The sequence below is a fragment of the Pseudonocardia spirodelae genome (assembly GCF_037727765.1).
GTDB classification, from domain to species: domain Bacteria; phylum Actinomycetota; class Actinomycetes; order Mycobacteriales; family Pseudonocardiaceae; genus Pseudonocardia; species Pseudonocardia spirodelae.
In genome coordinates, this window is sequence record NZ_JBBJUP010000007.1 from 88,074 (window position 1) to 100,292 (window position 12,219).

Consider the following 12,219-nt stretch of genomic DNA (forward strand, 5'->3'; position numbering starts at 1 on the left):
GGCCGCGTGGCAGGACGGATCCGGGACGCCGACATCACCGAGGTCCGCAACCGCACGCGGGTCGAGGAGATCGTCGAGGAGTACGTCGCCCTCCGCCGCGCCGGGGCGGGCTCGCTCAAGGGCCTGTGCCCCTTCCACGACGAGAAGACCCCGTCGTTCACCGTCCGCCCCTCGCACGGCACGTTCCACTGCTTCGGCTGCGGTGAGCACGGCAGCGTCATCGACTTCGTCATGAAGATGGAGGTCATCGGCTTCCCCGAGGCCGTCGAGCGGCTCGCCGAGCGGTGCGGGGTCCGGCTGACCTACGAGGGCGGCGGGTCGTCGGTGCAGCGCGACCGCGGCACCCGCAGCCGTCTGCTGGAGATCAACAAGAAGGCCCAGGCGTTCTACGCCGAGCAGCTGCGCACCCCGGCCGGCCGCGCGGGGGTGCAGTTCCTCGCCGACCGCGGGTTCGACGACGCGGCCGCCGAGAGGTTCGGCTGCGGCTACGCCCCGGCGGGCTGGGACACCGTCACCAAGCACCTGCTGGCCCAGGGCTTCCAGCTCGACGAGCTGATCAAGGCCGGGATCTCGAAGGAGGGCCGGCGCGGCGCGATCGACCGGTTCCACCGGCGTCTGCTCTGGCCGATCCGCGACCTGGGCGGCGACGTCGTCGGCTTCGGCGCGCGGCGCCTGTTCGACGACGACGGCATCGAGGCCAAGTACCTCAACACCTCCGAGACGCCCGTCTACCGCAAGACCCATGTGCTGTTCGGCCTGGACCAGGCCAAGCGCGAGATCGCGAAGACCCGCCAGGTCGTCGTGGTCGAGGGCTACACCGACGTCATGGCCATGCACCTGGCCGGGGTCACCACCGCCGTCGCGTCCTGCGGGACGGCGTTCGGCACCGAGCACGTCTCGGTGATCCGCCGGCTGATCGGCGACGACTCCTTCGACCGCGGCGAGGTCATCTTCACCTTCGACGGCGACGAGGCGGGCCAGAAGGCCGCGCAGAAGGCGTTCGAGGGCGACCAGAACTTCGCCACCCAGACCTACGTCGCGATCGCCGCCGACGGCCAGGACCCCTGTGACCTGCGCCTGGGGCACGGTGACACCGCGGTGCGCGATCTCGTCGCCCGGCGCGAGCCGCTGTTCGAGTTCGCCATCCGCACCGAGCTGGCCAACCACCGCCTCGAGTCCGCCGAGGGCCGCGTCGCCGCGCTGCAGCAGACCGTCCCGATCGTCGCCAAGATCAAGCGGGAGGACCTGCGCGACGAGTACGCCCGCCGCCTCGCCGGCTGGGTCGGCTGGGACGACATCGCCGTCGTCGTGCGCCGGGTGCGCGAGACCGCGGGGGCGCCCACCGAGGGCCGCGGGCGCCGCCGCGAGGCGCTGCCCGCCCCGAAGCGCGGCGACGCCCAGCTGCACCTGCAGCGCGAGGCGCTCAAGGCGGCGCTGCAGATCCCCGGCGTCGTCGGGCCCGGGTTCGACGAGCTGCCCGAGGCCGGGTTCACCCACCCGCAGTTCGCCGCGGTGCACCGGGCGATCATGGCCGCGGGCGGGGTGTGCGCCGGGCTGGACGGCTCGGACTGGCTCGACGCCGTCGTCGCGCAGGGGGCGGGCGAGGACGTGAAGCGGCTGGTCAGCGAGCTGGCCGTGGAGGACCTGGAGCTGCCCAAGCGCAACACCGACGAGGTCCGCTACGTCAACGGCGTCCTCGCCGGGGTGCGGCTGGGTCTGGTCGAGCGCGAGATCGCCGACCTGAAGTCCCAGCTGCAGCGCACCAACGCCGAGACCGACCACGACGAGTACATGGACCTGTTCGGCGTCCTCGTGCCGCTGGAGCAGTACAAGATCCAGCTGCGCGAGCAGGCGTCCGGGGTCGCCTCGTGACCGGGCTCTGGGCGCGGCTGTTCGGGCGCGACCCGGTGCCCGACGCCGTCGCCGACGCCCTGGACCCGTCGGAGGCGGTCGTCGCCACCGCGCAGGCACCCGGCGGGGCGCTCGTCGTGACCTCGTGGGGCATCTGGCCGCCCGGCGGGGAGCGCATCGGCTGGCACACGATCGCCAAGGCGACCTGGGACAAGGTCTCGCTCGTCGTCACCCCGACGACCGCCGAGCAGATCGCGCCGGGCACCGAGCTGCTGACCGACGGCCGTCCGCTGCGGTTCCGGCTCGCCGAGCCCGGCCGGGTGCCGCAGGCCGTCCAGGAGCGCGTCACCCAGTCCGTCCGCACCCGCAACCGGCGCGAGCTGCCCGGGGGAGGGGCGTGGGTGCTGCAGCGGCGCGTCCCCGGCCGCGACGGCCTGGTCCTGCAGGTCCGCCCCGACCCGGGCACCGACCCGGTCGCCGCCCGCCGCCTCGCCGAGGGCATCGCGGCCCGGCTGCCGGAGGAGCCGTGACCAGCTGGGACCCGGAGCTCTACCGGGCCTTCGACGACCACCGCTCCCGCCCGTTCCTCGACCTCGTCGCGCGGATCGGGGAGCCCGGCCCGGGACTGTCGCGGGTGGTCGACGCCGGCTGCGGACCGGGGCACCTCACCGGGCTGCTGGCGCGGCGCTGGCCGGCGGCGACCGTCGAGGCGTTCGACTCCTCACCGGACATGGTCGCCGCCGCGCGCGCCGCCGGCGTCGACGCCGCGCAGGTCGACGTCCGGGACTGGACGCCGCCGCGCGACACCGGCGTCGTGGTGACCAACGCCGTGCTGCAGTGGGTCCCCGAGCACCCCGAGGTGCTGCGCCGCTGGACCGCCTCGCTGGCGCCCGGGGCGTGGCTCGCCGTGCAGGTGCCCGGCAACTTCGACGCGCCCTCGCACGTCCTGACCCGCGAGGTCGCCGCCCAGCCCCGCTGGCGCGAGCGGATCCTGCTGCGCGGCACCGAGACCGTCCTCGACCCGCTCGGCTACGCCGACCTGCTCGCCACGGCCGGCGCCGACGTCGACGCCTGGGAGACCACCTACCTGCAGCGCCTCGACGGCGACGACCCGGTCCTGCGCTGGGTCTCCGGGACGGCGCTGCGCCCGGTCCGCGACGCCCTCGACGACGACGCCTACGCCGAGTTCGTCGCCGAGCTGGCGCCCCGCCTGCGTGCGGCCTACCCGCCCAGCGCCGACGGCGGCACCTGGTTCCCGTTCCGCCGCGTCTTCGCGGTCGCGCGCACGCGCTGACCCGCCCCGCGACCCGGCCACGGCGCGGGCCACGGGGTGCGGTGCGGCCTCACTGCCCGGCGTTCGGCCCGCCGCGCACCTTGTCGATCGCGCCCTCCACGCCCGCGCGCGCGACACCCGCCGCGCCCTGCACCGCGGGATGATCCGCCGCGCGGTGGTAGGCACGCACGAGCTGCTCGTAGCGCTCGTGCCCGGCCCTGGTGCCGAGGACGTATCCGACGGCGACCCCCACGAGGAACCTGACCATTCCCCTCACCTCCGACCGCGACCGTACCCGGCGCGCCGTGGGTGCCCCACCGCCACCCGGACATGCCTGCGACCTGCGGGAACAGCGGCCGAACGGGGGGTTGCGAGAGCCCTGTGAACGGTGTTGTAGAGTCCTTCTCGTCGCCGGGAGTAACGGCCCGGACGGCGAGAACGGTCCTCCGTAGCTCAATGGCAGAGCACCCGACTGTTAATCGGGCGGTTATTGGTTCGAGTCCAATCGGAGGAGCACTGTCCCCGGTTCGGCCCCCGAGAGACCCGTCAGCGGGTTCCGGGGGTCGACGTGTGTCCGGCCGACTGCGGCTCCCCGTCGTCATGCCTGCCGGTCCGCGAGTCACCGGCACGGCGCCGGCCCCGTGCAGCACCGGGCGCCGTCCGCGAGGCGCCGCGACCGGTAGGTGCCGCGCTGGGCGCGGCGGCTCACCCCGCGTCCCGCGCCCGCAACCCCGCCTCGTGCGTCGGTGAACCTGCGCCCGACGCCAGGAGCTCGACCCGGCTTCAGGTCAAGACGTCGGGTCGGGCGGCGCCCGCCCGCGCGACGGCGGCGCGCGCGTCGTCGAGCGGCACGCCCAGCGTCAGCAGGTGCCCGAGCGCCACGTCGGCCTCCCCGCCGTCCCACCGGCCGGCCTGGGCGGCCCGCAGGTAGGTCGCCGACCCGGCCTGCAGTACCTCGGCGAGCACCGGCGCCGCGACGTGCCGGGCGAACACCCCGGCGCGCTGTCCGTTCTCCAGCAGCCGGACCATGATCGTGGCGAACGGCGCCATGGCGGCGCGCACCTCGTCGTCGACGGTGCGGCGGGCGAGCAGGATGACCGGGCCGTAGCGCCGCGACGTGCTCCAGGTGCGCAGGATCGTCGCGGCGAACTCCGCGGCGGGGTCGCCGCTGTCCGGGTCGACGTCGCCGACCTGCGCGATGAAGTCGGCCGCGGCGGCGCGCACCAGGGCGACGACCAGGTCGGCGCGGCTGGTGAAGTGGCCGTAGACGGTGCGGCGCACGACGCCGGCGCGGGCCGCGACGTCGTCCAGCGACGCCTCGGGGTCCTCGCGCAGGACGGCCTGGGCGGCGTCGAGGATCGAGCGCCGGTTGCGCTCGCGGGCCGAGGGCCGCTCCGTCCTTTTCATCACGCGTGCATTTTTGCACGCGAAGTGCAATCGTGGCGAGTACCGAGGACGAGGAGCGGACGATGACCGTCGAGCACGACACCCGGCCCGTACGGCTGGACCAGGACTTCTTCGACGACCCCGACGCGCTCTACCGCGAGCTGCGCGACAGCCGCCCGGTCACCCGGGCCACCGGGCCGAACGGGCTGACCTTCTGGATGGTCACCCGCTACGCCGACGCGCGGGCCGCGCTGAACGACCCGCGCCTGCAGAAGGACTCGCGGCGGCTGCCGGAGCTGCTCCAGCGTCACGGCGCGACCTCGATCCGGCAGTTCGCCGACTCGCTGGTCGGCCACATGCTCAACGCCGACCCGCCGGACCACACCCGGCTGCGCAAGCTCGTCGGGCGGGCGTTCACCGTCCGCGCGATCGCCCGGCTGCGCCCGCGGATCGAGGAGATCGCCACCTCCCTCGCCGACGCCGCCGAGCAGGCGGGCCCCGACGTCGACCTGCTCGACGCGTTCGCCTTCCCGCTGCCGATGACCGTGATCTCCGAGATCCTCGGTGTCCCCGACGACCGCCGCGACGAGTTCCGCGAGTGGTCCAACACGCTGCTGACCAACAGCCCCGACGACGTGCGCGGCGCCGCGGCCGGGGCGATGGCCCAGTTCCTCACCGGCCTGGTCGCCGACAAGGCCGCCCACCCCGGCGACGACATGCTCTCCGAGATCGTCCGCGCCTCGGAGGACGGCGACTCGCTCAGCCCCGCCGAGGTCACCGCGATGGCGTTCCTGCTGCTCGTCGCGGGCCACGAGACGACGGTCAACCTCATCGGCAACGGCATGCTCGCCCTGCTGCGCGACCCCGGGCAGCGTGCCCTGCTGCAGGCCGATCCGGAGCGCGTCCCGCAGGCCGTCGAGGAGTTCCTGCGCTACGACGGGCCGGTCAACCTGGCGACCATCCGGTTCACCGACGAGCCCGTGGAGATCTCCGGCGTGACCGTCCCGGCCGGCGAGATCGTGCTCGTCTCGCTGATCGGCGCGAACCGCGACCCCGACCGCTACCCCGAGCCGACCCGGCTCGACACCGCCCGCGACACCTCCGGGCACGTCGCCTTCGGCTACGGCATCCACCACTGCCTCGGGGCGCCGCTGGCCCGGCTGGAGGCCGACGTCGCGTTCCGCACGCTGCTCGGGCGGTTCCCCGACATGGCACTCGCGGGCGAGCCCGGGCGGCACCGGGAGAGCACCCTGATCCACGGCCTGACCGCGCTGCCGGTCCGCCTGACCGGCTGATCCCCGTCCGGCCCGGACAGCGGCCGCCGGTCACCCGCGGCGGCGCCGTGGGGACCGGTGGCCGCACGTAGGGTGATCGTCGGACGACGGGGGAGGGCGCCATGACGGCACCGGGCCGGGCCAGGCAGGAACGGATCTACCGCGAGGGCGTGTCCGGCGCCCGCCCCCGCGTGCCGACCGGGCCCGACGAGCTCGAACGCCGCGCCCGGCGCGCGATGAGCCGCCGCGCCGACGCCTACGTCACCGGCGGTGCCGGCGCGGAGACGACGGTGCGCGCCAACCGCGACGCCTTCGCCCGCCGCGAGATCGTGCCCCGCGTGCTGCGCGACGTCGGCGAGCGCGACCTGTCCGTGGAGCTGTTCGGCCGCACCCTGCCCGCGCCGCTGCTGCTCGCCCCGATCGGCGCGCTCGACCTGGTGCGCCGCGGCGCGGACCTCGCCGTCGCCCGCGGGGCCGCGGCCGCCGGGGTCCCGATGGTGATCTCGAACCAGGCCGGGGCGCCGATGGAGGACGTCGCCGCCGTCGCCGGGCCGACCTGGTTCCAGCTGTACTGGTCGACCTCCGACGAGCTCGTCGACAGCTTCCTGGGGCGGGCCGAGGCGGCCGGGTGCGACGCCGTCGTCGTCACGCTGGACACCACGATGCTCGGCTGGCGTCCGCGCGACCTCGACCTCGGGCACCTGCCGTTCGCGCGCGGCATCGGGATCGCCCAGTACACCTCCGACCCGGTGTTCGGCCGCCTCGTGCGGGAGACCCTCGCCGCGCCGTCGGCCGGGGCCCCGCCGAGGGTCACCCCGCAGGCCGTCCGGACCCTGCTGGAGATCACCCGCAACGCGCCCGGCGGGTTCTGGGAGAACCTGCGCTCGCCGGTGCCGCGGGCCGCCGTCGAGACGTTCCTGCGCGTCTACTCCCGGCCCCGGCTGTCCTGGGAGGACCTGGCGACCCTGCGCTCACGCACCCGGCTCCCGATCGTGCTCAAGGGTGTCCTGCACCCCGACGACGCCCGCCGCGCCGCCGACGCCGGGGTCGACGGGATCGTCGTGTCCAACCACGGCGGGCGCCAGGTCGACCACTCCGTCGCCTCGCTCGACGCCCTGCCCGGTGTGCTCGACGCCGTCGGCGACGCCCTGCCGGTGCTGCTCGACTCCGGGGTGCGCACCGGCGCCGACGTCGCGACCGCGGTCCGGCTCGGCGCCCGCGCGGTGCTGCTCGGCCGCCCCTTCGTGCACGGGCTGGCCCTCGACGGCGCCCGCGGCGTCGCGCGGGTCGTGCAGAACGTCGTCGCCGAGCTCGACCTGGTCTGCGGCCTGGCCGGGGCCACCACCCCGGCCGGCATCGAGCTGCGGGACCGGCCCGTGCGCTGAGCCCGCCGGGCGTCGGCGATGATCACCGCATGGACGCGATGGTGCGGATCGGGCTGGTCGAGCTGGCGGTGGGGGCTGTGCTGGGCTGGGCCGTGGTGGTCTCGGTGACCCGGCCGCAGGCGTGGGCCCGGATCGGCATCGTCGAGCCGCGCCGGCTGCTGCAGGCCCACCTGGACTTCGTCCTGATGGGTCTGATCCTGGTCGCCGTCGGGCTCGCCGCACCCGGGCTGCCCGGATGGCTGGTCGCCGTGCTCGTGTTCGGCACCTGGGTCAACCCGGCGCTGTTCCTGCCCATGGCGTGGGGCCCGCAGGTGGTGCGCCACCGGGTGTTCCAGGTCGTGAGCGGGCTGTCGTTCGTCGCCACCAGCGGGGGGCTGGTGCTCGTCGCGGTGCTCGCCTGACCGGTCCGATCCGGACGAAACGGCACGGGCGGGCGACGCGCCGGTACCCGATCGCACGGCGGCTGTAGCCCGCGGGGTCCGGTACGGCTAATGTCCACCTCGTAGGAACCGGCAATACGCGAGGAGACATCCGGATGCCACAGGGAACCGTCAAGTGGTTCAACGCGGAGAAGGGGTACGGGTTCATCACGCCGGACGGAGGCGGGCAGGACCTGTTCGTCCACTTCAGCGCGATCCAGACCTCCGGATACCGCAGCCTCGACGAGGGGCAGGCCGTGACCTTCGAGGTCACCCAGGGCCAGAAGGGCCCGCAGGCGGACCAGGTCGTCCCCTCCTGACCTCCTGATTCGACGACGACGCCCGGGGTGCTCACCAGCACCCCGGGCGTCGTCGTGTCGGGAGGGGTCAGGACGGCAGGCGCGTCTCCAGGCCGGCGATGACGATCTCGACGCGGCTGAGCGTCCAGCTGCGCGGCGGGTCGTCGAGCCGGTCGCGGAACACCGCACGGACCCCGGCGTCGAACGGCTCGGTCGAGGCGAGGACCTGGTCGCGGCGACGGGCGTCGCCGGTGCCCCGCGCGTTCGCGGTGAGCCACGGCTGCATGCCCATGTGCATCACGGTGGAGGCGCCGATGACCGCGTCCTCGGCGGTGAAGCCGGCCTCCAGCAGGATGTCGGTCAGCCGCCGGAACGCGCCCAGCATCGCCGCCGGTGCGTCGGGCAGCCGGACCAGCGCCGGGGCCAGCCCGGGGTGCGCCGCCATGACGTCGAACGTCGCGGCGGCGAACGCCAGCAGCTGCTCCTGCCAGCGGCCCTCGGTCGCGGGGAACACGTCCTCGGTCACGACGTCGTCCACCAGGGCGGCGACGAGCGCCTCCAGGCTGGGGAAGTGCCGGTAGAAGGTGGAGTACTTGACGCCGACCCGGGCGGTCACCGCACCGACCGTCAGGTCCGAGAACCCGAGTTCGCGCGCGGCGGCGAGCAAGGTCGCCCGGTCGGTGAGCGGCGGGCGCCCGGTGCGCCGTGCCGGTCTGCTCTCGGTCTCGGTCACGACCCGCATGCTACTGCTCGTGGTCCTCCTGGCGACAGGGTAGTTGCGCACGATCTGACGACTACGTGTGACCAGCGCCATTGATGGTTCGTTGAGCGGTCGCTCATTCGGCCGGACGGCCGTGCCCCGGTCTCGCAAAGCACCCCGGCGATGACGCAGCGTCACCACGCTCCCGGCGCCGCGGCGACGATCCGGCCGAGCGCGGCCAGGCTCGGGGTCCCGCGATCCCAGTACGCCCCGTGCGCCGCGGCGGGCTCGGACTCGTCGACCGCGGTCGCCGGGTCGTCGGGGCCGGGCAGCAGCGGGCCCGGCGCCGAGGCGAACACCCGCGCCCCGAACGACGGCACGGACGGGTCCGCGCCGTGCGCGAGCGCCGGCGGCGCGAGCGCCCGCGACGTGGCGAACAGGTCGGCACCCGGGACACGGGAGATCGGGTCGTTGCCGGCGGTGGTGGCCCACACGTGACCGGGCGGCACGCCCAGCTCCGAGGCGTGCCGGGCGCCGGTCCCGGGGCTGCCCACGAACACCAGGTCGTCCGCGGCGAGACCCGGCTCCGCGGCGGCGTGGCCGGCCACGGTGGAGCCGTAGGAGTGCCCGACGACGGTCAGGTGCACCGGGCCGTCGTGCCCGGCCCGCAGCCCGGCCTGGAAGGCGCGCAGGTCCCCGGCCGCCCGCCGGGCGGGCCCGACCTCCGCGGCGGCGGCCAGGTCGGGCGGTGCGTCGTAGCCGGTCCACAGCACGGCCGCGACCGAGCTGCCCGGCGCCGCGGACCGGGCGGCGTCGCGGGTCGCCTCGACCCGGGCCAGGTCGGTGGCGACGCCGGCCCAGCCCGCCCCGGTCCCCGGCACGTGCGTGACGACGTGCGCGGCGCGCGTCGGGTCCCCGACCGCGAGCACCACCCGCCCGCCGGTGCCGCCGCGCTGCAGGCCCAGCAGCAGCGCCCCGCCGGCGTCGAGGCGGCGCCGGACCGCCTCCAGCCCGGCGACCGTGTCCGCGGCGCGCCGGGCGGCGGCCCCGGCCCCGGACGCGGCCAGGGTCCCGGACCAGGCGCGCAGCCGGGCCAGCTCGGCGTCGAGCAGGACGCGGTTGGCGCGGTCCCGCTCGGCGACGGGCACGCCGTCGGTGCCCCCGACCAGCTCCGGGCGGGTCCGCAGCAGCGCCTCCCGGGCGTCGGCGGGCAGCGCCGCCCACCAGGCCGCCACGTCGGCGGCCCCGGTCGTCGGCGCCGCCGCGGGCACGACGGACAGCGACCCCCGCCCCGCGACGGGGTGCAGCGCGCCGAGCGCGGCGGCGGCCTCGCGGTCGGACCGGGCGGCGTCGGCGACGGCGTCGTCCACGGCGTCGGCGAGGCGCACCAGGTCCGGCGCGAGCCGGGCGAGCGACGCCGCCCCCCGCAGCAGCGCGAGCGGGCGTCCGGCGACCGGGGCGACCGTGCCGCGCTCCAGGTCCACGACGAACTCCGGGTGCACCCCGAGCGCGGCGACCACCAGCCGGCGCTGGGCGTCGAGCACCTCGCCGGCGTGGCGTCCCAGCGCCTGCGCCGCGCGGGTGGCGGCACCGGCCTCGGTGCGCAGCCGTCGCACCAGCTCGGCGCGGTCGCGGGCCGCCGAGTCGGCGTCGGCGCCGGTCCAGCCCGCGGGGGCGGTGCGTTCCAGCTCGGCGGCCCGGTCGTCGAGCGCGCGCGACAGCCCGTCCCAGGCGCCCGCCCGGCGCAGCCAGGCCCCCGGGTCGGCGGCCACGAGCTCGGCGAGCCCGGGACCGGTGCTCACGCGGGACGTCCCGCGAGGGCCGCGGCCGCGGCGTCGTCGGCCGCGCGCCAGGCGGCGGCGCTCGCGCGCAGCGCCCCGGCGGCGCCGTCGGCGTGCGCGGCGTGCCCGCGGGTCGCGCGCACGGCCGCGTCCTCCCAGGCGACGGCGGCGGCGCCGGTGGCGAAGCCCGGCGCGGCCGGCCACGCCCCCCCCCCGGCCGCGTCGGCGAGCAGCGCGTCGGCGACCCGGTCGAGGGCGGCCGCCGCGCCGTCGAGCGCGTCCGGGTCGGTGCGCGCCGTCCCCGGTCCGGGCGGCGGGAGCGGTCGTCCTGCGTCGTGCACCGCGGCACCTCCGTCGTCGGGGGCGGGCCCGGCCGGCCCGCCCGCGCCGCCGAGTGTGCGGGGTCGCACGCCGCGGCACGGGCGATCCGCAGAACCCGCCGCGGTCGCTCTCGATCATGAGCCGCGCTCGTGAGACCATCCTCGCCCGGCGGGAGCAACGCGCCGGGACACGCGGTGTGTCCCGGTCGGGGGAGGAGCGTCGTGGTCGGCGTCCAGCGGGTGATGGCGGTGTCCACGCCTGCCGCGACCGTGCTCGGCTACCTGGCCGACCACGGGCACAGCGAGATCTGGGACCCCACCGTGCGTTCCTGCGTCCGGTCCGACGGGGGCGGCCCGGTCGCGGTCGGCGCCGCCTGGCACACCGTGTCGGTGTGGAGCGGGCGGGAGAGCGAGCTCGACCACACGCTGCGCGAGCTCGACGACCGCCGGGTGCTGTTCGTGGCGGAGAACCCGACCGTCACCGCGACCGAGGAGATCGTCGTCGAGCCCGCCGACGACGGGGGCTGCACGGTCAGCTTCCACGCCGAGGTGCGGCTCAAGGGGCTGCTGAAGCTCGCCGCCCCGTTCCTGCGCCGCGAGTTCGAGCGCCACGGCGACGAGCTGGAGCGCACGCTGCCCCCGGTGCTGGAACGCCTGCAGGGCCCGGCCCCGGCCCCGCCGCTGACCTGAGCCGCCCGCGGGTGCCGCGCCGGCTCAGCCGGAGCGCCAGAACCCCATCCGGCGGCTGATCTCCTCGCCCGCGGCGACGACCTCGGGGGTGATCCGCTCGATCCGCTCGGCGGGCAGCCGGTAGGCCGGCCCCGACACCGACAGCGCCGCGACGACCGCGCCGCCGTGGTCCAGCACCGGCGCGGCGACGGCGTTCAGCCCGGTCTCGAGCTCCTCCAGCGACCACGCGTAGCCGCTCTCGCGGACCCGGTCCAGCTCGTCGAGCAGGGCCCGCCGCCCGCGCGCCGGGACCGTGTCGGGCAGCTCCCCGCCGTCGTCGCCGACCAGGGCGGCGAGCAGCACCTTGCCGCTGGAGGTGTTGTGCATCGGGGTGATCCGGCCGAGCCAGTTGAACGTGGTGACCATCGACGGGCCACGCGCCTGGTCGACGTTGACGGCCCAGCCGCGGTCGGGGATGGCGATGTTGACCGTCTCGCCGAGCTGCCCGGCGAGGTCCTCGCACACCGGGTGGCCCTGGGTGGTGACCTCCAGCCGCTCGGCGACGCGGCCGGCCAGCGGGATCAGCCCGAACCCCAGGCGGTACTTCCCGCGCTCGCCGACCTGCTCGACCAGCCCGCGCTCCTCCAGGGCCCCGAGCAGCCGGAAGGCCGTCGACTTGTGCACGTCGAGCGCGGCGGCGAGCTCGCTGACCCCCGCCTCGCCCCGGTCGGCCATCAGCTCCAGGAGCATGATCGCCCGGTCGACCGACTGCACCCCGGTCTCCCGTCCGCGCACCGTGTTGCCCATGGCGCAACCCTATCGGCGGGGTTCCCGGCACGCCACGCGGCGGGCCGGAATGCGT

Annotated in this window: 14 protein-coding genes and 1 tRNA gene; 9 read left to right on the top strand and 6 right to left on the bottom strand. The window is 76.1% G+C overall.

What is annotated here, in order from left to right:
- Positions 1-6 precede the first annotated feature (6 nt).
- The 3 genes from dnaG to WJX68_RS10555 are packed head-to-tail and all read left to right on the top strand — an operon-like array spanning position 7 to position 3,145.
- The gene (gene dnaG / locus WJX68_RS10545) at positions 7-1,872 is read left to right on the top strand and encodes a DNA primase (protein WP_340288858.1); all 1,866 of its coding nucleotides are present in this window, start codon (positions 7-9) and stop codon (positions 1,870-1,872) included.
- Positions 1,869-2,381 carry a hypothetical protein gene (locus WJX68_RS10550; protein WP_340288861.1) on the top strand — a complete coding sequence of 171 codons (513 nt, stop codon included), beginning with the start codon at positions 1,869-1,871 and terminating at the stop codon, positions 2,379-2,381. The genes dnaG and WJX68_RS10550 overlap by 4 nt, the downstream gene beginning before the upstream one ends.
- Positions 2,378-3,145, top strand: a complete 768-nt coding sequence (locus WJX68_RS10555; RefSeq protein WP_340288864.1) for a trans-aconitate 2-methyltransferase — start codon at positions 2,378-2,380, stop codon at positions 3,143-3,145. The genes WJX68_RS10550 and WJX68_RS10555 overlap by 4 nt, the downstream gene beginning before the upstream one ends.
- A 49-nt stretch (positions 3,146-3,194) precedes the next feature.
- Here WJX68_RS10555 and WJX68_RS10560 read toward each other — a convergent pair whose 3' ends face one another.
- Complete coding sequence (locus WJX68_RS10560) at positions 3,195-3,392, bottom strand: hypothetical protein (protein ID WP_340288867.1); 198 nt, start codon at positions 3,390-3,392, stop codon at positions 3,195-3,197.
- 174 nt (positions 3,393-3,566) lie between these two features.
- Between WJX68_RS10560 and WJX68_RS10565 the strand changes: the two genes are divergently transcribed.
- Positions 3,567-3,638, top strand: a tRNA-Asn gene (locus WJX68_RS10565).
- Between the two features lie 269 nt (positions 3,639-3,907).
- Here WJX68_RS10565 and WJX68_RS10570 read toward each other — a convergent pair.
- A complete protein-coding gene (locus WJX68_RS10570) occupies positions 3,908-4,531 on the bottom strand; it encodes a TetR/AcrR family transcriptional regulator (protein ID WP_340288870.1) in 624 nt (207 codons plus the stop codon).
- 62 nt (positions 4,532-4,593) lie between these two features.
- On the opposite strand from WJX68_RS10570, the gene WJX68_RS10575 reads away from it, so the two are divergent.
- The 4 genes from WJX68_RS10575 (at position 4,594) to WJX68_RS10590 (ending at position 7,908) form a co-directional block, all read left to right on the top strand.
- A complete protein-coding gene (locus WJX68_RS10575; protein WP_340289293.1) occupies positions 4,594-5,805 on the top strand; it encodes a cytochrome P450 family protein in 1,212 nt (403 codons plus the stop codon).
- Positions 5,806-5,906: 101 nt separating this feature from the next.
- On the top strand, positions 5,907-7,169 hold the full coding sequence (locus WJX68_RS10580; RefSeq protein ID WP_340288873.1) for an alpha-hydroxy-acid oxidizing protein: 1,263 nt from the start codon (positions 5,907-5,909) through the stop codon (positions 7,167-7,169).
- Between the two features lie 29 nt (positions 7,170-7,198).
- Positions 7,199-7,570, top strand: coding sequence for a hypothetical protein (locus WJX68_RS10585; protein WP_340288876.1), 372 nt, complete (start codon positions 7,199-7,201; stop codon positions 7,568-7,570).
- 134 nt (positions 7,571-7,704) lie between these two features.
- Complete coding sequence (locus WJX68_RS10590; RefSeq protein ID WP_340288879.1) at positions 7,705-7,908, top strand: cold-shock protein; 204 nt, start codon at positions 7,705-7,707, stop codon at positions 7,906-7,908.
- 67 nt (positions 7,909-7,975) lie between these two features.
- On the opposite strand, the gene WJX68_RS10595 is transcribed toward WJX68_RS10590, so the two are convergent.
- The 3 genes from WJX68_RS10595 to WJX68_RS10605 form a co-directional block, all read right to left on the bottom strand.
- Positions 7,976-8,620, bottom strand: a complete 645-nt coding sequence (locus WJX68_RS10595) for a TetR/AcrR family transcriptional regulator (RefSeq protein ID WP_340288881.1) — start codon at positions 8,618-8,620, stop codon at positions 7,976-7,978.
- A gap of 161 nt (positions 8,621-8,781) precedes the next feature.
- The gene (locus WJX68_RS10600) at positions 8,782-10,389 is read right to left on the bottom strand and encodes an alpha/beta hydrolase (protein ID WP_340288884.1); all 1,608 of its coding nucleotides are present in this window, start codon (positions 10,387-10,389) and stop codon (positions 8,782-8,784) included.
- On the bottom strand, positions 10,386-10,709 hold the full coding sequence (locus tag WJX68_RS10605) for a hypothetical protein (RefSeq protein ID WP_340288887.1): 324 nt from the start codon (positions 10,707-10,709) through the stop codon (positions 10,386-10,388). Before WJX68_RS10605 ends, WJX68_RS10600 begins: the two co-directional genes overlap by 4 nt.
- 201 nt (positions 10,710-10,910) lie before the next feature.
- Here WJX68_RS10605 and WJX68_RS10610 point away from each other — a divergent pair, with 201 nt between their 5' ends.
- Entirely contained in the window at positions 10,911-11,378 is a 468-nt protein-coding gene (locus tag WJX68_RS10610) for an SRPBCC family protein (protein ID WP_340288890.1), read from the top strand.
- A 24-nt stretch (positions 11,379-11,402) separates the two neighbouring features.
- Here the strand turns inward: WJX68_RS10610 and WJX68_RS10615 are convergent, their stop codons facing one another.
- Positions 11,403-12,164, bottom strand: coding sequence for an IclR family transcriptional regulator (locus WJX68_RS10615; RefSeq protein ID WP_340288893.1), 762 nt, complete (start codon positions 12,162-12,164; stop codon positions 11,403-11,405).
- Between the last annotated feature and the right edge of the window lie 55 nt (positions 12,165-12,219).

Excerpts from the sequence above, each read along its gene's own strand:
- WJX68_RS10560 (WP_340288867.1), bottom strand. The coding sequence starts at position 3,392 with ATGGTCAGGTTCCTCGTGGGGGTCGCCGTCGGATACGTCCTCGGCACC.
- WJX68_RS10615 (WP_340288893.1), bottom strand. The coding sequence starts at position 12,164 with ATGGGCAACACGGTGCGCGGACGGGAGACCGGGGTGCAGTCGGTCGAC.
- WJX68_RS10590 (WP_340288879.1), top strand. The coding sequence starts at position 7,705 with ATGCCACAGGGAACCGTCAAGTGGTTCAACGCGGAGAAGGGGTACGGG.
- WJX68_RS10570 (WP_340288870.1), bottom strand. The coding sequence starts at position 4,531 with ATGAAAAGGACGGAGCGGCCCTCGGCCCGCGAGCGCAACCGGCGCTCG.
- WJX68_RS10575 (WP_340289293.1), top strand. The coding sequence starts at position 4,594 with ATGACCGTCGAGCACGACACCCGGCCCGTACGGCTGGACCAGGACTTC.
- WJX68_RS10585 (WP_340288876.1), top strand. The coding sequence starts at position 7,199 with ATGGACGCGATGGTGCGGATCGGGCTGGTCGAGCTGGCGGTGGGGGCT.
- WJX68_RS10580 (WP_340288873.1), top strand. The coding sequence starts at position 5,907 with ATGACGGCACCGGGCCGGGCCAGGCAGGAACGGATCTACCGCGAGGGC.